The 24,214-nt window shown below is 55.7% G+C and carries 19 protein-coding genes and 1 other RNA gene; 19 read left to right on the top strand and 1 reads right to left on the bottom strand.

Translation table 11 applies throughout. The annotated features are described in order from the left end of the window. Positions 1-229: 229 nt before the first annotated feature. The 19 genes from ACR0QW_RS07235 (at position 230) to ftsY (ending at position 22,758) form a co-directional block, all read left to right on the top strand. Positions 230-1,177: a D-2-hydroxyacid dehydrogenase gene (locus ACR0QW_RS07235; RefSeq protein WP_432643021.1), complete on the top strand. Its 948-nt coding sequence runs from the start codon at positions 230-232 to the stop codon at positions 1,175-1,177. Between the two features lie 62 nt (positions 1,178-1,239). Continuing rightward, the gene (locus ACR0QW_RS07240; RefSeq protein ID WP_432643022.1) at positions 1,240-1,626 is read left to right on the top strand and encodes a LapA family protein; all 387 of its coding nucleotides are present in this window, start codon (positions 1,240-1,242) and stop codon (positions 1,624-1,626) included. 10 nt (positions 1,627-1,636) lie between these two features. After that, entirely contained in the window at positions 1,637-3,982 is a 2,346-nt protein-coding gene (gene recJ, locus ACR0QW_RS07245) for a single-stranded-DNA-specific exonuclease RecJ (protein WP_432643023.1), read from the top strand. A gap of 7 nt (positions 3,983-3,989) precedes the next feature. Continuing rightward, positions 3,990-6,212 (top strand): RelA/SpoT family protein, encoded by a 2,223-nt coding sequence (locus tag ACR0QW_RS07250; protein WP_432643024.1) that lies wholly within the window; start codon positions 3,990-3,992, stop codon positions 6,210-6,212. Position 6,213: 1 nt separating this feature from the next. Next, positions 6,214-6,663: a D-aminoacyl-tRNA deacylase gene (dtd, locus tag ACR0QW_RS07255; RefSeq protein WP_432643025.1), complete on the top strand. Its 450-nt coding sequence runs from the start codon at positions 6,214-6,216 to the stop codon at positions 6,661-6,663. A gap of 15 nt (positions 6,664-6,678) precedes the next feature. Then, entirely contained in the window at positions 6,679-7,302 is a 624-nt protein-coding gene (locus tag ACR0QW_RS07260; protein ID WP_432643026.1) for an MBL fold metallo-hydrolase, read from the top strand. A gap of 15 nt (positions 7,303-7,317) precedes the next feature. After that, positions 7,318-8,385 carry an AI-2E family transporter gene (locus tag ACR0QW_RS07265; protein WP_432643027.1) on the top strand — a complete coding sequence of 356 codons (1,068 nt, stop codon included), beginning with the start codon at positions 7,318-7,320 and terminating at the stop codon, positions 8,383-8,385. Positions 8,386-8,450: 65 nt separating this feature from the next. Further along, positions 8,451-9,704, top strand: coding sequence for a histidine--tRNA ligase (hisS, locus tag ACR0QW_RS07270; protein ID WP_432643028.1), 1,254 nt, complete (start codon positions 8,451-8,453; stop codon positions 9,702-9,704). A gap of 27 nt (positions 9,705-9,731) precedes the next feature. Beyond that, on the top strand, positions 9,732-11,528 hold the full coding sequence (gene aspS / locus ACR0QW_RS07275; protein WP_432643029.1) for an aspartate--tRNA ligase: 1,797 nt from the start codon (positions 9,732-9,734) through the stop codon (positions 11,526-11,528). Positions 11,529-11,756: 228 nt separating this feature from the next. Next, complete coding sequence (locus ACR0QW_RS07280) at positions 11,757-12,782, top strand: phosphate/phosphite/phosphonate ABC transporter substrate-binding protein (RefSeq protein WP_432643030.1); 1,026 nt, start codon at positions 11,757-11,759, stop codon at positions 12,780-12,782. A 26-nt stretch (positions 12,783-12,808) separates the two neighbouring features. Continuing rightward, the gene (gene phnC / locus ACR0QW_RS07285; RefSeq protein ID WP_432643031.1) at positions 12,809-13,531 is read left to right on the top strand and encodes a phosphonate ABC transporter ATP-binding protein; all 723 of its coding nucleotides are present in this window, start codon (positions 12,809-12,811) and stop codon (positions 13,529-13,531) included. Next, positions 13,528-15,039 carry a PhnE/PtxC family ABC transporter permease gene (locus tag ACR0QW_RS07290; protein WP_432643032.1) on the top strand — a complete coding sequence of 504 codons (1,512 nt, stop codon included), beginning with the start codon at positions 13,528-13,530 and terminating at the stop codon, positions 15,037-15,039. The genes phnC and ACR0QW_RS07290 overlap by 4 nt, the downstream gene beginning before the upstream one ends. A 123-nt stretch (positions 15,040-15,162) precedes the next feature. Continuing rightward, complete coding sequence (locus ACR0QW_RS07295; RefSeq protein WP_432643033.1) at positions 15,163-15,993, top strand: MetQ/NlpA family ABC transporter substrate-binding protein; 831 nt, start codon at positions 15,163-15,165, stop codon at positions 15,991-15,993. A 95-nt stretch (positions 15,994-16,088) separates the two neighbouring features. Next, a non-coding RNA gene (ssrS, locus tag ACR0QW_RS07300) (6S RNA) lies at positions 16,089-16,271 on the top strand. Between the two features lie 45 nt (positions 16,272-16,316). After that, positions 16,317-16,784 (top strand): signal peptidase II, encoded by a 468-nt coding sequence (gene lspA / locus ACR0QW_RS07305; protein WP_432643034.1) that lies wholly within the window; start codon positions 16,317-16,319, stop codon positions 16,782-16,784. After that, positions 16,718-17,698: an RluA family pseudouridine synthase gene (locus ACR0QW_RS07310; protein ID WP_432643035.1), complete on the top strand. Its 981-nt coding sequence runs from the start codon at positions 16,718-16,720 to the stop codon at positions 17,696-17,698. The genes lspA and ACR0QW_RS07310 overlap by 67 nt, the downstream gene beginning before the upstream one ends. Positions 17,699-17,713: 15 nt before the next feature. Beyond that, positions 17,714-18,265 (top strand): bifunctional pyr operon transcriptional regulator/uracil phosphoribosyltransferase PyrR, encoded by a 552-nt coding sequence (pyrR, locus tag ACR0QW_RS07315; protein WP_432643036.1) that lies wholly within the window; start codon positions 17,714-17,716, stop codon positions 18,263-18,265. A 12-nt stretch (positions 18,266-18,277) separates the two neighbouring features. Then, positions 18,278-21,841 carry a chromosome segregation protein SMC gene (smc, locus tag ACR0QW_RS07320; RefSeq protein WP_432643037.1) on the top strand — a complete coding sequence of 1,188 codons (3,564 nt, stop codon included), beginning with the start codon at positions 18,278-18,280 and terminating at the stop codon, positions 21,839-21,841. Further along, positions 21,838-22,758: a signal recognition particle-docking protein FtsY gene (gene ftsY, locus ACR0QW_RS07325; protein ID WP_432643038.1), complete on the top strand. Its 921-nt coding sequence runs from the start codon at positions 21,838-21,840 to the stop codon at positions 22,756-22,758. The genes smc and ftsY overlap by 4 nt, the downstream gene beginning before the upstream one ends. Positions 22,759-22,807: 49 nt before the next feature. On the opposite strand, the gene ACR0QW_RS07330 is transcribed toward ftsY, so the two are convergent. After that, positions 22,808-23,566 carry an alpha/beta hydrolase family protein gene (locus ACR0QW_RS07330; protein WP_432643039.1) on the bottom strand — a complete coding sequence of 253 codons (759 nt, stop codon included), beginning with the start codon at positions 23,564-23,566 and terminating at the stop codon, positions 22,808-22,810. Positions 23,567-24,214: the final 648 nt, after the last annotated feature.

The following is a 24,214-nucleotide window of genomic DNA, read 5'->3' on the forward strand; positions in this document are numbered from 1 at the left end:
ATAACGAGACATATCTATGCTCCTTTCAGTTCTTCGTGGTGGTTGAGTTGAAATTCAGTTTAGGTATGTCTTATTTTATATAAAACATAGGGGTCTTGTGAACAGGAAGTCCACAAGACCCCAACATTTATTATAGAACCGTTTTTTTATGCCAACTTGCGTCTGCTTCCCGTTTCCTGTACAATGAAACTGGATTCTTATTCTATTTTCCTGGAAAGGTGGTATTTTCATGAAAATCGCTGTCCCCATGTTTGTGCGGGAATCAGATAAAAAAGCCCTGGAGGCGGCTGCGCCCCGGGCGGAATTCTATTACGGCAGGAATCCGGAAAAATTGGCGGAAGCCGAAGTGATCCTGGGCAACGTAAAACCGGCGCTGCTTTCTGGCTGCCAAAACCTGAAATGGCTGCAGCTGAACTCTGCCGGCGCCGATGCCTACTGCAAGCCGGGCATCCTGCCGAAGACGGTACAGCTTACCAACAGTACCGGCGCTTATGGGCAGGCCCTTTCGGAACACATGCTGGCTCTGCTGCTGGCCATGATGAAGAAACTGTATCTGTACCATGATAACCAGAAAGAACACCAGTGGAAGGACGAGGGCATGGTCACCAGCCTGGAGGATGCTACGGTAGTAGTGGTAGGGTTCGGCAATATCGGAAAGGCTTTCGGGCGGCTGTGCAAGCTGCTGGGGGCCCATGTAATCGGCATCCGGCGCCATACGGGGAATGTTCCGCCTGAGGCGGACGAAATGGGGACATTGGACGATCTGCCCCGGGTACTGGGACGGGCAGATGTGGTGGCCAGCGTGCTGCCCGGGACTTCGGCAACTACTCATCTGTACGATGCCGGACTGTTCACTGCCATGAAGCCCGGAGCCTGGTTCATCAACTGCGGCCGGGGCAATGCGGTGGTCCAGGATGACCTGCAGCAGGCACTGCTCTGCGGGCATCTTGCCGGGGCGGCCCTTGACGTGACGGATCCGGAACCTCTGCCGGCAGACAGTCCCCTGTGGGATACACCCAACCTGGTCATCACGCCCCACATCAGTGGTGATCATCACCTGACGAAGACCTGGGACAACGTGGTTAAAATCGCCGTTACCAACCTGAAGCATTATCTGGCAGGCGAATCTCTGGAAAACCCGGTGGACCTGCAGACGGGGTACAAGAAGAGTGAATGACAACCTCTCTGAAATGAGATATAATAATCTACTACGCAATCGGACGGAAAGGAAGTAGAACCATGCTTTATGTGATCCTGATGGGCCTCATTGCCCTGTTCATTGCTATTTTTGCCCTCCAGAACTCCACACCTGTGGAAATCAGCTTCCTGGTCTGGCATTTTTCCATGAGCCTGGCCCTGATCATCCTGGGCTGTCTGCTGCTGGGATTTGTATTCGCCAGCCTGATGACCTTGAAAATCAAGGCAGGCCATTATATGAAAGACCGGAAACTGAAAAACCAGCTGCGGGATCTGGAAGAGGAGAAAGCACAGTGGGAAAAACAGGAGAAACGGCGGACGGCCTCCATTCCCCAGGCTCCCCGCACCGGCGGTTATGCGGTCAAAAGCACGAAAACCCTGAAAGACGATAAAGCCCCCATCATCCAGCCTTTCCGTCCCAAAGAATAAAGAGAACCCTATGATCTACCATAAAATCACACCGCTGACGGACGAGGATCAGGCTGCCATCGAACGGCTCAGTACCGAGCTGGGCCTGACGCCCCTGGTGACCGGCATCCTGGTCCGGCGGCATCTTACCGAAAAACAGCAAATCGAAGAATTCCTGGAGGGGAAACCCAGGCCCTATTACGATCCATTCCTGCTGAAGGATATGAACAAGGCTGTAGAACGGATCTGCCAGGCCCTGCAGCAGGGGGAACCCATGACCATCTACGGGGATTATGACGTGGATGGGACATCGGCCAGCTCCCTGCTGTATTTATTCCTGAAAGCCCAGGGTGCCACTGTGGATGTGTATGTGCCCCGGCGGGATACGGAGGGATACGGCCTGAACGGTCCGGCACTGGAGAAGCTGGCGGCCAGGGGGACGAAGCTGCTGATCACCGTGGATACGGGCATCAGCGGCGCCCAGGTGGTGGCCCAGGCTCCCCAATCCATGGATATCATCGTTACCGACCACCATCTGGCACCCCGGGAACTTCCGGCGGCCCTGGCTGTGGTGAACCCCAACCAGCCCGGAGATACGTATCCCTTTAAGGGCATCGCCGGGGTGGGTGTGGCTTTCAAACTGTGCCAGGCCCTGTACCAGAAGCTGCATCATACGGATGCTTTTTGGGATGAACTGATTGAACTGGTTGCCTTGGGTACGGTGGCCGATATGGTGCCCCTCCAGGATGAGAACAGGGAAATCGTGCGCAGGGGGCTGGTCAAAATGGCCCAGACGCCGCTCTGCGGTCTCCAGGCCCTGATCAGGGTCACGGTGGCCCCTGGGGCCGTTATTAACAGCGGTACTATCGGTTTCGGTCTGGGACCCCGGATCAATGCAGCCGGACGCCTGGACGACGCTATGGTGGCCGTACACCTTTTGACCACGGAGAATCCGGCAGAGGCCCACGACCTGGCCAACCAGCTGAACAGCGCCAACCAGGAACGGCAGGCCCTGAGCCAGAAGATTTTCGAAGAAGCGGAACAGGAAATGGCCCGGCATGGCGTTCCTGAGTGGGGTGTAGTGCTGGGCAGGGAAGGCTGGCATCCAGGAGTAATCGGCATCGTAGCCTCCAGGATTACGGAAAGGTATCATTTGCCAACCATCCTGCTTTCCATCAGCGGTGACGTGGCCAAGGGTTCCTGCCGCAGCATCCCTCCCCTGGATCTGTATCAGGCCCTGGACCGGTGCCGGGGGTATCTGGAGCAGTTCGGGGGCCATGCCCAGGCGGCGGGACTTACCATCAAGACGGCCAATATCAATGCTTTCCGCAAGGCCTTCCAGGAGGTGGTGGCGGACATGCTGGGCCACGTGCCCTATGAACCCTCCGCAAAACCGGATTACTTCGTACCGGAAGGACGGGAAGTGACCGTGGAGGCAGTACGGCAGTTGGCCAAACTGGAACCTTTCGGAGTGGGGAATCCGGCACCGGTGCTGGGCTTCACCCACGCCACCATTGACCAGGTAGCCCTTCTGGGCAAGGATCAGAATCATCTGCGGTTCGACCTGCACCAGGGCGGCTTCCGGTATAAAGGACTCCTGTGGCAGGAAGGGCCGCAGTTCCATTCTTTCTACGCCGGCGAGCAGGGATCCATCGCCTTTTCTCCCCGGCTGAACACCTTTCGGGGCGTGACCAGCGTGGATCTGGAAGTAGCAGCGGTGGAAGCACCCTATACCATCATCGACTGGCGGCATGAAAACCGACACAAAGAGACAGAACTAAATAGTATTTTACAAAAAGACAGAAAAACGGTAGTATATGTACAGGATACTGTTCCTCTGAAGGCCAGATTCCCGGAAGCCATTGTACTTCCGTATGGGACCGTTGCGCCGGAGGGAACCCGGACCACAGTATTTTACGGGGCCGGGGCGGACCGGGTGCTTACGGCAGGGGCCTTTCCCCTGAAACCGGAGCAGACCGGGCGGCTGTATCTGTTCTACGACCGGGATGATTTGATGGCACTGCGGGATGCTCTGCGGCGTGCCTATCCGGATCTGGGCGGGATGCGTTTCTGTTATGCGGCCATCCGGCGTCTGCTGCAGCAGCAGGGGGCTTGCCGGGAAGACCAGCTGCTGGATAAGACGACCCGGGAAGGATACCGGATCAGCCGGAAGGTCCTTGATATTTTTTATGAACTGCACCTGTTCAACCGGGACCGGGAACTGGTTTCCCTGGGGGATACAGGTCACAAGAATATGCAGGAATCCAAAGGGTTCCTGGAACTGCAGGCCACTTACGACCGGAAGTTCCAGCAGCTGAATCACAGCTGGCTTATCACGCCGGCAGAAATCGCTGCCCTTTGGAAGACAGGAAGGTGATTCGACCATGGAACAGCTTGACGACAAGCCGATCAGTGCGGAGGAATTCTATGCCCGCATCGGCAAATATCTGACCCCGCGGCAGGTGGAATTCGTCCGGGAAGCCTACAACTTCGCGGCGGAAGCCCATGCCAAACAGAAACGGGCATCCGGGGAACCCTATATTATCCATCCTCTGGGGGTGGCCTCCATCCTGGCCCAGCTTCAGCTGGATGACGTGACTCTGGCAGCCGCTTTTCTGCACGATGTGGTGGAAGACACCGATGTGACCCTGGACCAGCTGGAGGATATCTTCGGCCGGGAAGTGGCCATGCTGGTGGATGGTGTGACCAAACTGGGCAAAATCGAATACATCTCCCGGGAAGAGCAGCAGGTAGAAAACTACCGGAAAATGTTCCTGGCCATGGCCAAGGATATCCGGGTAGTGCTCATCAAACTGGCTGACCGGCTGCACAACATGCGTACCATGAAATACATGCCGGTGAACAAGCAGAAGCGGATTTCCAGCGAAACCCTGGAAATCTATGCGCCTCTGGCCCACCGGCTGGGCATCTACGCCATCAAATGGGAACTGGAGGATCTGGCCTTCCGGTACATGGAACCCCAGCATTACTACGAGCTGGTGGAACAGGTGAAAATCAAGCGGCACGAACGGGAAGCCATGGTGCAGGAAGCCATGGATGAACTGCGGAAGCTGTGTGAGGAATCGGGCATCAACTGCCAGATCCAGGGCCGTCCCAAGAGCTTTTACAGCATCTATAAAAAGATGCAGCGGGATCACAAGACCATCAATGAAATCTATGATCTCCTGGCTGTACGGGTACTGGTGGATACGGTGAAGGACTGCTACGGAGTGCTGGGTATCGTCCACGGCAAATGGAAACCCATTCCGGGCCGGTTCAAGGATTACATCGCCGTGCCCAAATCCAACGGCTACCAGAGCCTGCACACGACCGTGGTTTCTTCCAGCGGCCAGCCCCTGGAAATCCAGATCCGGACTTTCGAGATGCACAAGGTTTCTGAATACGGTGTGGCAGCTCACTGGCGGTATAAGGAAAGCGGAGGATCCAAGATGCCCAGTGCGGCGGACAAGAGCGTAGATGCCAAGATGGCCTGGCTGCGTCAGTTGCTGGAATGGCATAAGGATATGCGGGATCCCCATGAATTCGTGGATACCGTCAAGATGGATGTGTTCTCCGATGAAGTGTTTGTGTTCACCCCCCAGGGGGATGTGCTGGACCTGCCGGAGGGATCGGTACCCATCGATTTTGCTTACCGGGTGCATACCGGCGTGGGCAACAGCTGCGTGGGGGCTAAGGTCAACGGCAAGATCGTACCGCTGGATTACCATCTGAAGAACGGGGACATCGTGGAGATCATTACCTCCAAGACATCGCCGGGGCCCAGCCGGGACTGGATCAATATCGTAGGGTCCAGCCAGACCAAAAACAAGATCAAGCAGTTCTTCAAGAAGGAGCGGCGGGAAGAGAATATCGTTAATGGCCGGGAGATGCTGGAGCGGGAATGCCGGCGCCTGGGCTACGATGTGAATACCATGCTCATCCCGGAGAACCTGAAGGAAGTAGCGTCCCGGACCCATATGGACGGCAGCGTGGAGAACCTGCTGGCAGCCCTGGGCTACGGCGGTCTGATGGTGAACTCGGTGATGGTAAAGCTGGTGGAGCTGTATAAGAAAGCCCAGAAGCAGAACACGACCAAGAACCTGTCCCAGCTGCTGAACGAACTGAAACCCCGGACCGTGAAGACCCACAAGGGCAGCCACGGCATCCTGGTCAAGGGGGAAGACGATATCATGGTGAAGCTGGCCAAGTGCTGCAACCCCATCCCCGGCGATCCCATCGTGGGCTATATTACCCGGGGCCACGGGGTCAGCGTCCATCGGGCGGACTGTCCCAATGTGCTGGCCAATACGGAAGATCCCAACCGGATGATCGAGGTTTCCTGGAATGTGGATACGGATGCGGCCTATAAAGTGGTGCTGCGGCTGACGGCAACGGATCAGCCCGGGGTCATGGCCAATATCATGACCGTGACCAGCGAGACCAAGGTGAACATCAGCTCCCTGAATGCCCATACCAACCCCAGCAAGACGGCCTATATCGATATGGGCCTGGACATCACCAGTTTGGAACAGCTGAACTACGTGATCGGGCGGCTGCGGCGGATCAAGGGTGTCTACAAGGTGGACCGGAAAGTATCGGGGGTGTAAGATGCGGGCTGTGGTACAGCGGGTGACGGAAGCATCCGTCACCGTGGAAGAAAAAACCATCGGTTCCATCGGACCGGGGCTCCTGGTGCTCCTGGGAGTGGAACAGGGCGATACGGAAAAGGACGGAGCCTATCTGGCGGAAAAATTGGCCGGGCTGCGGATCTTTGAGGAAAGCGATGACAAAATGAATCTTTCGGTGCAGCAGGTGGGAGGCAGCATCCTGCTGGTGTCCCAGTTCACCCTGCTGGGGGATGTGCGCCACGGCAAGCGGCCTTCCTTTACCAAAGCAGCCCCGCCCAAAGAGGCGGACTCCCTGTATGAGGATCTGGCGGAAAAACTGCGGCGCAAGGGAATCCTGGTAGCCACCGGTCAGTTCCAGGCCCATATGGAAGTGGCTCTGGTGAATGACGGTCCGGTGACCATTCTGCTGGACAGCCGGAAGGTATTTTAGGAGGAAATTTATTCAATGAAAATCTATCGGGTCGTAGTGGGACCCATTCAGGAAAACTGTTATATCATCAAGAACGAAGCAAACAACCTGGGGATCATCGTGGACCCGGGGGATGAAGCCAATCTGATCCTGGACGCCGTGCACAGAGCGGGCATCCAGCAGGTGGCGGCCATCTTCATTACCCATGGGCACGGGGATCACATCTCTGCCCTGGATGAAGTGAAGAATGCCACCGGTGCCAAGGTGTATATGAGCAAAGAGGATGCGCCCATGCTGCGGGTATGGAACAGCAGCCTCTCCTATTCCACCAACCGGGATAAGAAATTCGATCCGCCGGATGAATACTTCACCGATGGGGAAAAGCTGACTGTGGCCGGTCTGGACTTTACCATTGCGGCTACACCGGGACATACCCCGGGCGGGGTGTGCATCATCGGCGACGGGGTGGTGTTCTGCGGGGATACGGTGTTCCTGGAAAGCATCGGCCGGACGGATCTGCCGGGCGGATCCTATGACGCAATCCTGGACTCCATCAAGACAAAGATCCTGCCTCTGCCTGATGACTACAAACTGCTGCCGGGCCATGGCCCGGCCACCACAGTGGGCTGGGAGAGACGGCGGAATCCATTCCTGCAATAAAGGAAGTGGCAATCGATGGAAATCCGACAGAAACCCAGGGGGCTGGTGGTGAAGAGCCTGCTGGCCCTGGCCGGTTTCGCTGTATTTTATCTGGCCGCTACGGCATTTCTGCCTGTGCTGTTGGCCATCGGCATGAGCTTTCTGCTGTACCCCATTGTGGATAAGCTGGAAAAACTCAAGATTGAAGGACGTGCTTTTCCCAATACCCTGGCGGTACTGATTTCGTTTCTGATCTTTGGACTGTTCGTCGTGGCGGCGGTCAATGTGCTGATTGTCCCCCTGGTGACGCAGGTGAACAACCTGCTGAAGGCCCTTCCGGGGCTGGCGGTCCATGCCAATGAGAGCCTGGGGCTGTTTTTGGGCGGAGAAGCCCAGAAACTGCCGCCCAATGTGCGGGATATGTTGCAGCAGGGGACCCGCAGCATGAATACTTATGTGATGGGGTTCCTGAAGGCCATGGTGGCGTCTACGGTGCAGGCGGCCCGCAGCCTGGTGAACCTGGCTCTGGTGCCCTTCCTGAGTTTCTATTTCCTGAAGGACTGGCGCACCCTGAAGAAGATGGTTGTAGGATTGTTCTCCTACAACAAGCAGGCTCTGGCTGACCAGGTGCTCACGGACATGGGGCATATGCTCTGCGCCTATGTAGACAACATGTTCAAGCTGTGCTTCGTTTCCGCCTTCATCCTGACCATCGGCAACACCATCCTGGGCGTGCAGTATACCTATGTGCTGGGCTTTTTGGCCATGATCTCGGAGATGATTCCCATGGTGGGGAGTGTGGCCGGCACCCTGGCGGCGGTATTCATCGCTTTTCTGCAGCAGCCGTCCCTGGCAGTGAAGGTACTGGTGCTGTACCTGGTGTACTATCAGATAGATGCCCAGGTAATCATGCCCAACCTGATGGGGCACGGCATGACCCTGCATCCGGTACTGATCATCCTGGCGGTGATGATCGGCGGGCAGCTGGGCGGCGTGGCCGGGCTGATCTTTGCTGTGCCTGTACTGACGAGCCTGAAAGTACTCTACGGGTACTTCTGGCATGCCGGTGAAGAAAAGACACCCACACAGGTCCGCAACGGTTGATAAATCCTTGCGAACTGTGTTAAAATTAATAAGTTCAAACTAGTCGTATGGACGGAGGGATTTTTATGTTAACAGGGGCACCTCGTGGTACCAAAGACATTCTGCCAGGCATGGTCAACGGCTGGCGGTATGTGGAACAAATCATTCGGGAAGCTTGCCGTGAATTCAACTATCAGGAGATCCGCACTCCGATCTTTGAACATACGGAACTGTTCCAGAGAGGCATCGGGGACGGTACGGATGTGGTCGACAAGGAAATGTATACTTTCACCGACCGCAGTGGCCGGAGCCTGACGCTGCGTCCAGAAAACACCGCCTCCGTGGTGCGTTCCTTCGTGGAAAACAAATTGTATGCGGAACCCATGCCGCTGAAGGTGTTCTATATCGGACCCATGTTCCGGTATGACCGTCCTCAGGCCGGCCGGATGAGACAATTCCATCAGTTCGGTGTGGAAGCCCTGGGTTCTGAATCCCCGATTGTGGATGCAGAAGTGATTATGCTGGCACTGACAGTGCTGAAGAAGCTGGGCCTGAAAGACCTGAAGCTGAAGATCAACTCCGTAGGGTGCCCCAACTGTCGTCCGCAGCATCGCAAACTGCTGCAGGACTACTTCCGTCCGCATCTGAACGAACTGTGTGAAGACTGCCAGAGCCGTTTTGACCGGAGCCCGCTGCGGATCCTGGACTGCAAAGTGGATGCGGACAAACCGTTCATGGCCGATGCACCCAAGATTACGGACAGCCTGTGCGACGAATGTAAGGAACACTTTGAAACCGTCAAGAAACTGCTGACGGAAGCCGGTGTGGAATACGAAGTGGACAGCAACCTGGTACGGGGGCTGGACTACTATACCAAGACGGCCTTCGAAATCCAGTATTCTCCGCTGGGCGCCCAGAGCGCTGTAGGTGGCGGCGGTCGATATGACGGCCTGGTGGAAGAGCTGGGTGGCCCCGGAACGCCGGGTGTGGGCTTTGCAATGGGTCTGGAACGGATCCTGCTGGCCCTGGAAAAACAGAACCTGCTGCCGGAAAGCAAGGAAGCGGTGGACGTATTCGCCGTCATTCCCGATGAAGGCGGCGTGGCTGATGCCTTCCGTGTGGTAACGGCACTGCGGGCCAAAGGTCTGGTCTGCGACATGAATCTGGTACCCCGCAGCATGAAGGCCCAGATGAAACAGGCCAACCGGGAACAGGCCAGATTCGCTCTGATCTTCGGCGAAGAGGAACGGAGCCGGGGTGCTGTGACCGTGCGGAACATGGCTGACAGCAGCCAGGAAGAAGTACGCTTTGGGACGCTGGAGTCCTATTTCCAAAAGTAAACCAATAAACCAGAGGTGTAAATCAGAATGAGTATGAAACGCAGTCATCATTGTGGTGACTTGAGAAAAGCAGATGCCGGCAAGACGGTTACCTTGTGCGGCTGGGTAAGCAAACGACGTGACCACGGCGGCATCATTTTCATCGACCTGCGTGACCGTCACGGTCTGGTGCAGGTGGTCATCGATCCTGCCCACGACAGCAAGGACTTCCACAAGGCCGAAGGCGTCCGCAGCGAATATGTGCTGCAGGTGACCGGTCTGGTGCGGGAACGGAGCGAAGAGACCGTCAATCCCCATCTGCCTACCGGCGAAGTGGAAGTGGTCGTAAAGGACCTGAATGTACTGAATCCTTCCAAGACCCCTCCCTTCTATATCCAGGATGGTATTGATGTAGATGAAAACGTGCGTCTGCGCTATCGGTATCTGGACCTGCGCCGTCCGGAAATGCAGAAGAACCTGATCCTGCGTCATAAGGTGACCAAGGCTGTCCGGGACTTCCTGGACAATCAGGACTTCCTGGAAATCGAAACGCCGGATCTGATCCGCAGTACCCCGGAAGGTGCCCGTGACTATCTGGTACCCAGCCGTGTGAACCCCGGCAAGTTCTATGCACTGCCTCAGTCTCCGCAACTGTTCAAACAGCTGCTGATGATTGCCGGCATGGAACGGTACTTCCAGATTGCCCGCTGCTTCCGTGATGAAGACCTGCGTGCTGACCGTCAGCCTGAATTCACCCAGCTGGATATGGAAATGTCCTTTGTGGATGAAGACGATATCATGAGCCTGACGGAAAGACTGATTTCCTATGTGTTTAAGAAAACCCTGGACATCGATGTGCCCGTTCCCATGGCCCGTATGACCTGGGACGAAGCCATGGACAAATACGGCAGCGATAAACCGGATCTGCGGTTTGGCATGCAGCTGATCAACATGAACGAAGCCCTGAAGGGGACCCAGTTCAAGGTGTTCAAGGATATCATCGATAAGGGTGGTCTGGTAAAGGCCATCAATGTGAAGGGCTATAATAAGATTCCCCGGAGAGAACTGGATGGCCTGGTGGAATTCGTAGGCATCTACGGCGCCAAGGGCTTGGCCTGGATCATCGTGAATGATGACGGCACCATCAAATCCCCGATTGCTAAATTCTTCTCCGAGGAAGAAATGCAGCGGATCCTGGCTGCCGGCAAGGCAGAAAAGGGCGATGTGCTGCTGTTCGTGGCCGACCGGAAGGCTTCTGTAGTGGCTGCCGCTCTGGGCGCTCTGCGTCTGGAAATGGGCAAACGGCTGGGCCTGATCGATCCGGACAAACTGTGCTTCACCTGGGTAGTGAAGTTCCCCATGTTCGAATACAGCGAAGAAGAACATCGTTATGTGGCCATGCACCATCCGTTCACCTGCCCCTGTGATGAGGACGTGGACAAGCTGCTGACCGATCCCGGCCATGTGTATGCCAAGGCATATGATATGGTGCTGAACGGTGTGGAAATCGGCGGCGGTTCCGTACGTATCCACCGGGAAGATGTGCAGAAGAAGGTATTCGAAGCCATTGGCCTGACCGATGAGCAGGCTCAGGAGAAATTCGGGTTCCTGCTGAAAGCCTTCGAATTCGGGGCACCTCCCCATGGTGGTCTGGCCTTTGGTCTGGACCGTCTGGTGATGCTCATGGCCAAACGGCCTTCCATCCGTGACGTCATTGCTTTCCCGAAATCCCAGAGTGCCATCGACCTGATGTGCCAGGCACCCAATGTGGTGGATGAAAAGCAACTGCGCGAACTGCACGTCCGCAGCACGGTTGTGAAAAAGGAAAAAGAAGAAAAGAAATGATCTGATCTGCCTGTGGGACCGGGGGGAGCGCCCCGGTTCTGCTTTATGGAGAATACCATAACAGGGATTGGACTGCGAGGGAGCCTGTGTGCCAGGCTGAGAGGATACCAGAGTATCGACCGTCCTGAAAGAAATCTGGTCTTTTGGGCGCAGTCTGTTCCCAATCAATCGGCTGTCGCCTGGTGCGGCAGCCGATTTTTGCTTATGATGGGGAAAGGGGAATGAAAAATGAAATTATGGAAAAAAATGACGGGAATTCTGCTGGCAGGGGCGTTGCTGGCTTCCGGATGCGGCAGTATCACGGAGAAAAAGGAAAGCAGCAAATCCATCCCGGAACTGAAAATTGCCATTTCGCCATATCAAGATGCGGATACCATCAAGACCAATACGGAACCTCTGGGCAAGCTGTTGCAGGCCATATTGAAAGAAAAGGGTTATGATGTGAAAAAAATTTCCATCAGCGTGGGGACTTCCTACAATGCGGTGGGGGAAGCCCTCAGCGCCGGAAGTGCCGATGTGGGCTTCATCTCCGGAGCTACGTATGTGCTGTATGACAAGGATGTAGACGTATTGCTGACCGCCCTGCGGGAAGGCATCAGCAAGGATACCACGGACCTGAAACCCTGGAATGACGGCAGCAAGGACGAGTTCACTAAGAATCTGGTGAAGTATTACCGGTCGGCCATCGTGGTGGGGCCCAGCGTTAAGGGACAGGCTCTGCTGGCCAAGGTGAAACGGGGCGAAAAGCCTGCCTGGGAGGAACTGGCGGACCTGAACTGGTCAGTGATGAGCCCGGCTTCCGCTTCTGGATACTTGTATCCTTCTCTGTGGCTGAAGGAAAACTACGGCAAGACCCTGAAAGATCTGCCCCATGTGATCCAGGCTGATTCTTATACCACTTCTACGGCACGGCTGGCCAGCGGTCAGGTGGATGTGATGGTGGCCTATTCCCACATCCGGGCCAAGATGGAAAAAGACTGGCAGGCCAAACTGGGAGGAACCGCTCCCATCTGGGAACAGACCGGTGTCATCGGCGTTTCAGACAAGATTTTCAACGATACCATCAGCATCAGCAAGAACAGCAAGGTGATGCAGGATGAAGGGTTCCGAAAGGCCCTGGGTGAAGCACTGATCGAAATCGGCAAGACAGACGAAGGACTGAAGATCCTGAAGACCATCGGGCACAAGGGCTATGACTGGGCCAAAGCCAGCGACTATGACAGTGAACGGAAGATCCAGAAGGAACTGAAATGAGCCAGGAAGCATTGGGATTGCGACAAGTGACTCAAGCTTATCAGAAGGGACACCTCATATTGGATGGGGTGTCTCTTTCCGTGCCTGCAGGACAGTTCCTGTCGGTCATCGGGCCCAGCGGGGCCGGCAAGACCACGCTCCTGCGGCTGCTTAACGGCATGAATCGTCCAGCTTCCGGAGAAGTCTGGGTGGAAGGCCGGCGTTTTGACGATCTGAAGGGGAAGCAAAGACGGCAGGTACAGCAGCAGGTAGGGATGATCTTTCAGGATTTCTGCCTGGTGGAAGAAAGCACCTGCCTTGCCAATGTGCTGAACGGCAGTCTGTGCCGGATCCCTTTCTGGCGTGTCCTGCTGGACCGGTTTCCCCGGATGGAAGTAGAGCGGGCCCGGGAAGCGCTGGCACAGGTAGGACTGGCAGACTATGCCGACAAACAGGCTGGAATGCTCAGTGGCGGACAAAAACAGAGAGTGGCCATTGCCCGGGTCCTGGTTCAGCAGGCTTCCATCATCCTGGCTGACGAGCCGGTGGCTTCTCTGGATCCCGGTTCCAGCCAGGCCATCCTGGAGCTGCTGCGCCAGTTGCAGGAAAAACAGCAGCTGACGGTGGTCATGAACAGCCACAATGTGGAGCAGGCCCGGCAGTATTCTGACCGGATCCTGGGGCTGCGGCAGGGACGGGTATTCTATGACGGCAAACCGGAGGAATGGACGGAAGCCCAGTTCCGGGATCTGTACAGGAGGCAGGAATGAAGAAAGTCCATGGGGGACGCTGGCTGTTGCTGCTTCTGCTGCTGGCGGCCTGGGAGGAGACCGGAGCTTCGGTAACAGTACTGGTGCAGCGGGGAGGCCGTTTCCTGGATATTTTGGAAGCCATGGTCCCGGTTGATACCGGTTATTTCGGACAGGTGGTACGGCCTCTGGCAGCCACTATTCGGATGTCAGTGCTGGGGTCAGTGCTGGGTACAGTGCTGGGATTTGGAGGAGCTTTTGCTGCCAACCGCTGGATCAATCGGTATTTTCTGCTGCGGATTCCCTTCAAACTGCTGATCCAGCTGCTGCGTACAGTACCGGCTTTGATCCTGGCCCTTTTATGCACATTCCTGGTGGGACTGGGGACGTTCGCCGGAACCCTGGCGCTTACCACCTATACTTTTGGGGTGATGACCCGGCTTGGGTATGAGGACATGGAGAATGCGGACTGGAAAGGGGCAAGGGCCCTGGCGGCAGCAGGGACAGGAAGGGGAAAGGCCTTCTTCCGTGCCATCCTGCCAAAGGTACTGCCCGGTTATCTGACCAATGCCCTCTATCTGTGGGAGGCCAATGTGCGGCAGGCTGCCATCCTGGGGTATGTGGGTGCCGGCGGTATCGGCCTGATCCTGAACGAGAGGCTGGCCTGGCGGGCCTACAGCCAGGTAGGTGCCATTCTGCTGCTGCTCTATGGAGTGGTGCTGTTTTCTGAGACTCTCAGCGAACTGCTGCGGCAGGGGCTGGCGGGGCGCTGGCAGCCAGGACGGCAAGCCAGAAGAGGTTTTTGGGCGGTGGGAGTACTGGTGCTGCTCTGGTCCCTGGGCAGGCTGGAACTTTCCGGTGGGAGCGGCCTGGGTGCGGCACGGGCGGTGCTCTATGGACTGACCCATCCGGATACTTCCATGCTGCTGGACCTTTCCCACGAAGGCGTACTGTACCTGTTATGGGAAACGTTCTGCATTGCCCTGATGGGGACTATGGGCGGTGCCGTACTGGCCGGAGCGCTCAGCTGTCTGTCCAGCTTCCGGCTGCTGCCGGTGCAGGCGGCACTGCTGCCACGGCTGCTGCTGCTTGCCATCCGGACTGTTCCTGTATTCGTCTATGGCCTGCTGTGGATCCGAGTGACGGGTCCGGGACCCTTTGCAGGGGCTTTGACCTTGATGCTGTGCAGCATCGGACTGCTGGCCAAACGGTTCCTCATCGCCCTGGAAGAGGTTTCGCCAGGGCCATACCGGGCCTACGAAGCCATGGGATGTGGCAGGTTCAAAGCTTTCTGGCGGGGTTTACTGCCGCAGCTGCAGCCGAGATGGGGAGCGGCCATCCTGTACCGTCTGGATGTGAATTTGCGGGAAGCGGCCATCCTGGGACTGGTAGGGGCCGGCGGCATTGGGACGCCCCTGATCCTGGCTCTGCAGCATTACAAATGGCAGGAAGCCGGGGCCCTGCTCTGGGGTCTGGCCGTGCTGGTGGCTGCAGCAGAAGCTGTCAGTGAACGGCTGCGGAAAGGGTAAAAACGGATGGAAATCGTATTTTCGATGAGATTTCTTTTTATTGACATCTTCTTTAATTCCTAGTATCATATAGGAAATATAAAATTTCTACTTAATCAATAGGAATTAAAAGGGAGCGATAACATGAAGACAGGGAAGAAATGGGCAGTATTGTTGACGGGAATTTTGGCGGCGGCACTGCTGGTATCCGGCTGCGGTTCCAGCACAGATAAGCAAAGTGCCGGTACCAGCAGCAAACCTATCAAAATCGGGGCTACGGCAGGTCCTCACGCCGATGTAGTCCATGCGGTGGCTGACGAGGCCAAGAAACAGGGCCTGAACGTGGAAGTGGTGGAGTTCTCCGATTATATCACGCCGGATAAGGCTCTGGCTGAAGGAGATCTGGATTTGAACAGTTATCAGCATGCACCGTTTTTGGCCAACTTCAACAAACAGAACGGGACCAAGCTGGTACCCATCGGCAATACCATCCTGATGCGTATGGGCATCTACAGCAACAAGATCCATGACCTGAAGAACATCCCTGATGGCGCTGTGGTAGCCATTCCCAATGATCCCACCAACGGCGGCCGGGGTCTGGTGCTGCTGGAAAAAGCCGGCCTGCTGAAACTGAAAGAAGGAGTGGGTTTCAAAGCCACAGTCAACGATGTAGTGGAAAATCCCCACAATCTGAAGTTCAAGGAACTGGAAGCCGCCCAGCTGCCTCGCAGCCTGGATGATGTGGATCTGGCCGTAATCACCATGAACTATGTGATGAGTTCCGGTATGGACGTGAAGAAACAGGGGCTGTTCTGGGAAAAAGACGATGAACCTCTGGCCGTAATGGTACTGGCTGCCCGGGAAAAGGATAAGGACAAAGCGGAATACAAGAAAATCGCTGAAATCTTCCATTCCGAAGCCGTGAAGAAATTCATCGATGAAAAATTCAAAGGGACCATTGTTCCGGCAAAATGATATAAAAGGCTTTCACGTAAGTGTGGGCCTTTTTAAAAAATTTTCTGATAAACTGGACAATCTGGAACCTAGGCTGTATAATAAAGCCATAAAGAGCAACCCTCCGATGTGCGAGTCGAATTCCATATGTTTTGAGCCAACACTCTCTATAAGGGAGCCCGTGAACTCCGGCCGTTGATAATATGCCCTTTCGAGGGGACATTAGATACGACAGGGAGGGCACCCACCTGCTTAGGCAGGTTCAAAACTCGGAATTGGTACGGCATTGTAGGGCTCTTTCTTTTTTTATAGCCAAATTGCCGAAAAGGAGCCGATCAATCTCTATGCTGCCTTTGCTTGTTGGTGTGGTCCTGCTGGACCGGATCACCAAATTTTTCATTACCCAGACCATGACTCCGGGCATGAGTTTCTCGGTCATCCCGGGCCTGGTAAGCTGTACGTATGTGCTGAATCCCGGCGCTGCCTTCGGGATGCTGGAATACAAACGGCTGTTTTTTGTGGTCATAACGGTGGCGGCCCTGGTGGCCATTTTCCTGTTGCGGGAGCATATCCGACGGGAAGGGCCAAAGGCCCGGCTGGGCACAATCCTGTTTTTGGGCGGAGCCCTGGGCAACCTGATTGACCGGATTGCCACCGGGCTGGTCATCGATTTCATTGATTTTCATTTCTGGCCTGTGTTCAACGTGGCTGATATCTGTATTTGTGGAGGAGTGGGACTGATCATATGGAGCATGATGACAAACGAATCCGGAAAGATGAAGGGTTCGGAGAAGAAACCGGAGAACGTCTGATCATCACGGATCCGGCTGCTCCGGAGGAAGCGGGAATCCGGGCGGATGTGTTCCTGGCCGGACGGCTTTCCTGTACCCGCTCCAATGTGCAGCACGATCTGGAGCAGGGACTCATCACCCGCAGCGGAAAGTCAGTGAAGGCCAACTACAAGGTGAAAAAGGGGGATACCTTCCGGGTGAAGGTGCTGCCCCCGGTGAGCCTGGAGGCCAGACCCCAGGATATTCCCCTGGACATCCTATATGAAGACGAAGATGTAATCGTGGTGAACAAGCCACGGGGCATGGTGGTCCACCCGGCGGCGGGAAATCCGGACGGCACACTTGTGAATGCCCTGCTGTTCCACTGCCATGACCTGTCGGGCATCAACGGGGTGATCCGCCCGGGCATCGTCCACCGTCTGGATAAGGATACCAGTGGGGTCATGATATGCGCCAAGAATGACCAGGCCCACCTTTCTCTGGCCGAGCAGATCCAGAAGAAAGAGGCCAAACGGACCTATCTGGCCATTGTGCGGGGCAACCTCAAAGAGGACCATGGGCACATTGAAACCCAGCTGGACCGTGACCCGAGGGACAGAAAGAAAATGGCGGTGGTATCCAGCGGTGGGCGCTGGGCGGCCACGGATTATGAGGTGCTGGAGCGGTACGGCAAATTTACCGTGGTGCGCTGTAAGTTGCTTACCGGCCGAACCCACCAGATCCGGGTACATATGACCTACATCGGTCATCCTCTGGTGGGGGATCCAAAGTATGCACCCCAGAAAACCTGTTTTTCCATCAATGGCCAGGCGCTCCATTCGGAAACCCTGACTTTCCGTCATCCCCGTACCGGGGAGTGGATGACCTTTACTGCACCCATCCCGGACGATATGAAAACCATCCTGACCCGTCTCCGCAACGGGCAGTTCCATTGATAAGGAGGCAATATCATGAGTACTTCTGTAAAGAAAAAAACCATTATGGATACCGCTGCCATGCGCCGGGCTCTGGTCCGGATCGCCCACGAGATCGTGGAGCGGAACAAGGGCGTGAAGAACGTGGTTTTGGTGGGAATCCGTACCCGCGGCGTGCCCCTGGCCAACCGGCTGGGCAGGGAAATCGAACAGATCGAAGGCGTGAAGCTGCCGGTGGGGTCCCTGGATATCACGCTGTACCGGGATGATCTGTCCACTCTGGGCTATAATCCGGTCATCAGCGAAACGGACATTGATTTCGACTTGAACGGCAAGACCGTGATCCTGGTGGATGATGTTCTGTTCACCGGCCGGACGGTCCGCAGTGCCCTGGACGCTCTGATCGACATGGGCCGGCCCAGAGCCATACAGCTGGCGGTGATGATTGACCGTGGCCACAAGGAACTGCCTATCCGTGCCGACTACGTGGGCAAGAATGTACCTACCAGCAACAGTGAAGCCGTAGATGTGACTTTGGCAGAAATCGACGGCCAGGATGAAGTGGTCCTGTCCGATATCAAGGAATAAGAAGGAAATAGAGTGCGTTTAAAAAGCTTTCAAGCCCATGGCTTCAAATCCTTCGCTGATCAGGTGGAAATCCGGTTCGAGCCGGGAATCACGGCCATCGTGGGTCCCAACGGCAGTGGCAAGAGCAATATTTCCGATGCCATCCGCTGGGTGATGGGAGAGCAGAGCGTCAAATACCTGCGAGGTACCAAAATGGAGGACGTGATCTTCGCTGGCAGCAGCGGGCGGCGCCCCATGGGCATGGCGGAAGTATCCCTGATTTTTGACAATACGGATCACACCCTGCCGGTGGACTTTGACGAAGTATGCCTCCAGCGCCGGGTGTACCGCAGCGGCGACAGCGAATATGCCATCAATCAGAAAAACTGCCGCCTGAAGGACGTAGTGGCTCTGCTGGCTGATACGGGCCTGGGAAGAGGGTCACTTTCCATTATCGGGCAGAACAAGATCGATGAAATCCTGAACAGCCGGCCGGAGGATCGTCGGTCTATCTTCGAGGAAGCAGCGGGCATTGCCAAATACCGGATGAGGAAGAGGGAAGCCCTGCGGAAACTGGATGATACCCAGGCCAATCTGCTGCGGATCCATGATATCGAATGTGAAATCGAAAATCAGCTGGAGCCCCTGGAAGCAGCGGCGGAGAAAGCCCGGCAGTATAAGGGACTGGCTGCCCAGCTGCGCCAGGTGAAGGTGACCCGGTTGCTGCGCCGGCTGGCCAGTCTGGAACAGGAAAAGGCCAAACTGGCCCAGAGTGTGGAAGCCCTGCAGTACCAGCTGGAAAAACTGGCGGAACTGAATGCTGCCCTGGAGAACCAGGCCGGAGAACTGGAAAAGCAGCTGCAGCAGCAGGAAACAGAATACACCACTTACCAGGAAGGCATCCTGGCTCAGGAGAAAGAAGCCGCGGGGTACCGCAGCAAGCAGGCTGTACTGCGGGAGCGGATCGGCCAGAGCCGCAGCCGCATCGATCAGCTGGCTAAGGCACGGGAACAGCTCACTGCTGAACTGGCCCGGAACCAGGAAAACCTGCAGCTGGTGACGGCAGAATACGACAAACTGGAAGAGAACCAGTACCATGCCCGGAAAGTGCTGGAAAAAGCAGCTGCGGAGAAGGAAACTCTGACGGGAATCGTCCGGAATGCGGAAGAAAAATTGAAAAACTACCGGGAGCAGGCTTTCTCCAGCATGCAGACCCTGGTCATGACCCGGAACAAACTGAACAGCCTGCGCCAGGAACAGGACCGGCTGCATCGGCAGCAGGAAGTCCTGAAGGAAAAAGTCACTGAGGCAGAAACGGTCCTGATGGACACCCGGAATGCGCTGTCTGGAGAACAGGATACCCTGAGCGGACTGGCGGACCGGCGGCAGCGGCTGGAAGAAAAAGCTGCCAGGGCCAGCGCCATTTTGGAACAGAGTGTCCATGCTTATCGGGAACTGGCAGCGCAGCTGGAACAGCGCCAGCGGATCCAGAACCAGAAAAAGGCCCGGCTCCAGGTGCTTTCTGCCATGGAACGGGAGCATGAGGGGTTCAGCAAAGGGGTGCGCAGCGTCCTGAATGCCCGGACCCAATGGAAAGACAGGATCTGCGGCGTAGTGGCAGAGCTGTTCACGGTGGATGATACGTATGTGACCGCTCTGGAAACGGCCCTGGGCGGCGCTCTGCAGAACATCATCACCAGGGATGCCCGGGCGGCCCAGGAAGCCATCGGTTATTTGAAAAAGGAACAGGGGGGACGGGCTACTTTCCTGCCCCTGGATACCCTGCGGCCCAGGCAGCTGGGCGTGCGGGAAAAAGCTGCGTTGGAGTGTCCCGGCATCGTCGGCATTGCCGCTGATCTGGTGCAGACGGAACCACAACTCCATACGGCAGTCCAGTTCCTTCTGGGGCAGGTGCTGGTGGCTGATAACCTGGATCATGCTATGGCAGCGGCCCGGAAGGCTGACATGCGGGTACGGATCGTAACCCTGGACGGGGATGTGATCTACGCCGGCGGCAGCCTGAGCGGCGGTCAGAAGCAGCAGGGGAAGAGCTTCCTTTCCCGGAAACAGGAAATCCGCCATCTGACGGAAGAAAATGAAGTCCTGGCCCAGGAGTGCCAAAACCTGCAGCAGCAGTTGGAGGAGCTGACCCAAAAGGGACGGGAACAAAAGGAAGAACGGCAGCAGTGTCTGGCAGCTCTTCAGCAGATTGAAGTGGAGAAGGCCGGAGCGATGGCCCGTGTGCAGCAGCAGGAAGTCCAGCAGAAGCAGCAGCAGGAAAACCTGGAACTGCTGATGGAGGAAAAACGCCGGGTACTGGACGATTTCCTGGCCCGACAGCAGGAAATCAGGGAACTGGTACCGAAAGTAGAACAAATGGAACAGGATGACCTGGAAGGAAAGAAAGCTTCCCAGGTCCTCAGTGATGGACTGGTGGAACAGCGGCAGCAGCTGGACACAGCTGCCCGGAAATACCAGGATGCCCTGATAGGGGTGAATGCAGGCAAGAGCCAGCTGGAAGCCCTGAATACCCGTATCCAGTCCATCGACCAGCTGGGCCAGAAGACTCAGTTGGAAATCACCGATGGAGAGGAACAGGCTGCAAAGCAGGAAGCTGCCATTACCAGCAGTCAGCAGGAACTGCAGGATGTTTCGGGGAAACTGGAAGCCCTGGAACAGGCTCTGGAAGGTTCGGACGCGACCCGGCAGGAATATCTGAAAGCCAGGGAAGCCCTGCAGGAGAAACGGCAGCAGCTGACTCAGCAGAAACTGATTCTGAAAGGACAGGAAGGCAGCGTGCAGCAGAGGCTGCACAACACGGACCTGGAACAGGTGAAGAAGAATGCCGAGCTGGAGCACAGCCGACAACAACTGGAAGAAAGCTACGGACTTACGGAAGAAGCGGCCCGCAGGGAAGCCCTGCCAGAGGATACCCAGGACGGGGAACTGAAACGGCAGGAGAGTGCGGCTGCCCGGGAACTGGAAGCGCTGGGGCCTGTGAACCAGGCAGCAGAAGAGGAATTCCAGGCCGCCAAAGAGCGGTATGATTTCCTGCACCGGCAGTATGAAGACATGACCCAGGCCAAGGCCCAGCTGGAAACCGTAATCAGCGGCATCAACACCGATATGACCCGGCGGTTCCGGGAGGCATTTGAAAAAATCAACGGGTATTTCAGCGACTGCTACGCCAAACTGTTCGGAGGCGGCCGGGCTCGGCTGCGGATCCAGGATGACCATGCCATTTTGGACAGCGGCATCGAGATCGAAGTACAGCCTCCGGGCAAAAAGATGCGGAACCTGTCCCTGTTTTCCGGTGGGGAACGGGCATTGACTGTCATTGCTCTGCTTTTTGCCCTGCTGACTTATCAGCCGGCACCCTTTGTCATCCTGGATGAAATCGATGCTCCTCTGGATGAGACCAATATCGACCGGTTCGCCCAGTTCCTGAAGGCATACGGAAAGAAGACCCAGTTCATTGTAATCACCCACCGGAAAGGAACAATGGAAGCCGCAGACGTGCTCCACGGAGTCACCATGGAAGAATCCGGCGTTTCCCGGATTTTGTCAGTGAAATTATCGGAGGTACCCGAATCATGAGTTTTTTGGAACAACTGAAAGACGGGCTCAGCAAGACCCGGCAAAACTTTACGGAACGGATGGAAGACCTGGTGGGCGCCAGCGTGGAGCTGGACGACGACTTTATGGATGAGCTGGAGATGATCCTGGTAGCCGGGGACGTAGGCATCAAGACCACGGAAAAAATCATGGCTGCCCTGCGCAAGGCCGCTGACACCCGGAAAATCAAGAGCCCGGCAGAAGCGCTGCCCTTTATCAAGGACTACATTGCTGACATGCTGAAGACCACTGGCCCCCGGATGCGCTTCAAGGGCCATCCCTCCATCGTTCTGGTGGTGGGTGTGAATGGTGTGGGAAAGACAACCACCATCGGCAAACTGAGCAACTATTACCGGCTCATGGGTTATAAAGTGATGATGTGCGCTGCCGATACCTTCCGGGCCGGGGCCACGGAACAGCTCCAGATTTGGGGCAAGCGGGCCCAGGTGGATGTGATTGCCCATGGCGACGGGGCTGACCCGGCCGCTGTGGTATACGACGGGGTGAAAGCCGCCATTGCCCGGAATGCGGACGTACTGTTCGTGGATACAGCCGGACGGCTGCACAACAAGACCAACCTGATGAAGGAACTGGATAAGATCTACCGGGTGATCCGCAAGGAAATCCCCGATGGTCCTCATGAAACCTTGCTGGTACTGGACGCTACCACTGGCCAGAACGCCATCAGCCAGGCCAAAATCTTCCTGGAAACGGCCCATGTGACCGGGGTGGTGCTGACCAAGCTGGATGGCACGGCCAAAGGCGGTGTGGTCATTGCCATCAAGGAGGAACTGGGACTGGATGTCAAATGGATTGGCATCGGCGAGGGGATGATGGATTTCCGTCCTTTCGATCCCCAGCAGTTCGTGGAAGCCTTGTTCGCGACGAAAAAGGAATAAAAAACTGGAGCTGTGAGATTTTTCACAGCTCCGTTTTTTATTGCGGTGCTCATTCCGGCTTGAACAGCTCTACCATCGTATGTGCCGCAAAATCACTGGCCTTCGGGTCCGAGAACGTATGGTTGGCGTTTTCCACCGGGATGAACTCGATTACGTTGTCTTCGGCGAATTTTTGAGAATCTTCGATGGGAGCCAGTTTGTCTTTGGTGCCGTGGAGGATCAGCATATCATCCGCCCAATCGAAGTATTCGTATTTACGGATGTCGCTTTTCTGCAGGTCGTCCAGGAACTGCTGGTCACATTTCATCTTCCGCTCATAGCCCACCGTTACTTCCTTGCCCTTCTTCAGCCTGGCCTGGTCCTCCTCGGACAGGTTGTTCAGCATGAGCTGGTACATATTGATGCCGGGGCACCGCAGGCCAACCTTTTTGAAGGGGTTGCCGATTTCAGCCATGTACTTTAGGGTCAGATAGGCACCAAAGCTGACGGAGTAATTGTACAGATCCTGGGCATGGAGTTCTTCCCGGCAGTAGTCGATGACCAAGGTCAAATAGGTCATGAACTCCTCCAGCACCAGTTTTTTTCGGGCGTCCTGGCCGTGGCAGGGCCAGTCGAACACGAGGGCACCATAGCCTTTGTATTTGCTGATCAGCTGCTGGGCGAATTTGGCAGCAGAGTGATTCTCCTTGTTGCCTCCAAAGCCGTGGGTACAGATCACCATATGGGGGATGTTCCGGAAATCTTTCTGGTAGAACAGCTTGCACCGGACGCTCAGACCATTTTTGTTGATATCGATGTATTTTTCCATTGGGTACGGTTCCTTTCCAAAAATAACAAACTATAGTATAGAACAGATGGGGGAGAATTGCCAGTTATCGATAAAAGAACCCACGAATCACTACCCATTAGCCACTCACTCAATAAATTTCTAATTCCTATTGACATACTAGCAATTCAATGGTAAACTACGTGCATAACTTCAAATGAACGCAATGACGAATGAGAGTAGGGGCCTGGAATGCAGGCAGCGAACCCGGACAGTGGAAGCGGGGATGACTACGGACCCTGAAGTGCCTTTCCGAGCGTGCAAGGTCGAACGGCGATGTGCTCAGTAGATCTTCCGGCTGACAGCCGTTACCCTGTCAGGCAGGAGGATTGTCCTGCTTCTGAGACTGTACGGGCAACTGTGCAGTGAATATGGGTGGATACACGGAACCGAGGAGGTGTGAAGAAATGAGAAATCATTTCTTCACACCCCTCTTTTTTTATGTCTCTATGGCTCTCTCAACAAAATTTGAGGAGAAAAGAGCATATTTCCCCCTTTCCCCAAAAGATCAGCTTTTTTAATTAAGCTGCCATATTCATATGTGCTTGCTGTTTCCTATGGTATTTGTACAAGTTAAAACCAATAGAAACCAGGAAAACTTCCATTTTCACTGAATCCAGACCTCTTCGG

This window comes from Acidaminococcus sp., from assembly GCF_050873445.1.
Lineage (GTDB): Bacteria > Bacillota > Negativicutes > Acidaminococcales > Acidaminococcaceae > Acidaminococcus.

Bases quoted from the DNA above. Each gene is read 5' to 3' on its own strand.
- hisS (WP_432643028.1), top strand. From the start codon at position 8,451: ATGTTAACAGGGGCACCTCGTGGTACCAAAGACATTCTGCCAGGCATG.
- ACR0QW_RS07250 (WP_432643024.1), top strand. From the start codon at position 3,990: ATGGAACAGCTTGACGACAAGCCGATCAGTGCGGAGGAATTCTATGCC.
- ACR0QW_RS07295 (WP_432643033.1), top strand. From the start codon at position 15,163: ATGAAGACAGGGAAGAAATGGGCAGTATTGTTGACGGGAATTTTGGCG.
- ACR0QW_RS07280 (WP_432643030.1), top strand. From the start codon at position 11,757: ATGAAATTATGGAAAAAAATGACGGGAATTCTGCTGGCAGGGGCGTTG.
- dtd (WP_432643025.1), top strand. From the start codon at position 6,214: ATGCGGGCTGTGGTACAGCGGGTGACGGAAGCATCCGTCACCGTGGAA.
- ACR0QW_RS07310 (WP_432643035.1), top strand. From the start codon at position 16,718: ATGGAGCATGATGACAAACGAATCCGGAAAGATGAAGGGTTCGGAGAA.
- recJ (WP_432643023.1), top strand. From the start codon at position 1,637: ATGATCTACCATAAAATCACACCGCTGACGGACGAGGATCAGGCTGCC.
- ACR0QW_RS07260 (WP_432643026.1), top strand. From the start codon at position 6,679: ATGAAAATCTATCGGGTCGTAGTGGGACCCATTCAGGAAAACTGTTAT.
- ACR0QW_RS07240 (WP_432643022.1), top strand. From the start codon at position 1,240: ATGCTTTATGTGATCCTGATGGGCCTCATTGCCCTGTTCATTGCTATT.
- pyrR (WP_432643036.1), top strand. From the start codon at position 17,714: ATGAGTACTTCTGTAAAGAAAAAAACCATTATGGATACCGCTGCCATG.
- ACR0QW_RS07330 (WP_432643039.1), bottom strand. From the start codon at position 23,566: ATGGAAAAATACATCGATATCAACAAAAATGGTCTGAGCGTCCGGTGC.
- aspS (WP_432643029.1), top strand. From the start codon at position 9,732: ATGAGTATGAAACGCAGTCATCATTGTGGTGACTTGAGAAAAGCAGAT.
- ACR0QW_RS07265 (WP_432643027.1), top strand. From the start codon at position 7,318: ATGGAAATCCGACAGAAACCCAGGGGGCTGGTGGTGAAGAGCCTGCTG.
- ACR0QW_RS07290 (WP_432643032.1), top strand. From the start codon at position 13,528: ATGAAGAAAGTCCATGGGGGACGCTGGCTGTTGCTGCTTCTGCTGCTG.
- ftsY (WP_432643038.1), top strand. From the start codon at position 21,838: ATGAGTTTTTTGGAACAACTGAAAGACGGGCTCAGCAAGACCCGGCAA.
- ACR0QW_RS07235 (WP_432643021.1), top strand. From the start codon at position 230: ATGAAAATCGCTGTCCCCATGTTTGTGCGGGAATCAGATAAAAAAGCC.
- lspA (WP_432643034.1), top strand. From the start codon at position 16,317: ATGCTGCCTTTGCTTGTTGGTGTGGTCCTGCTGGACCGGATCACCAAA.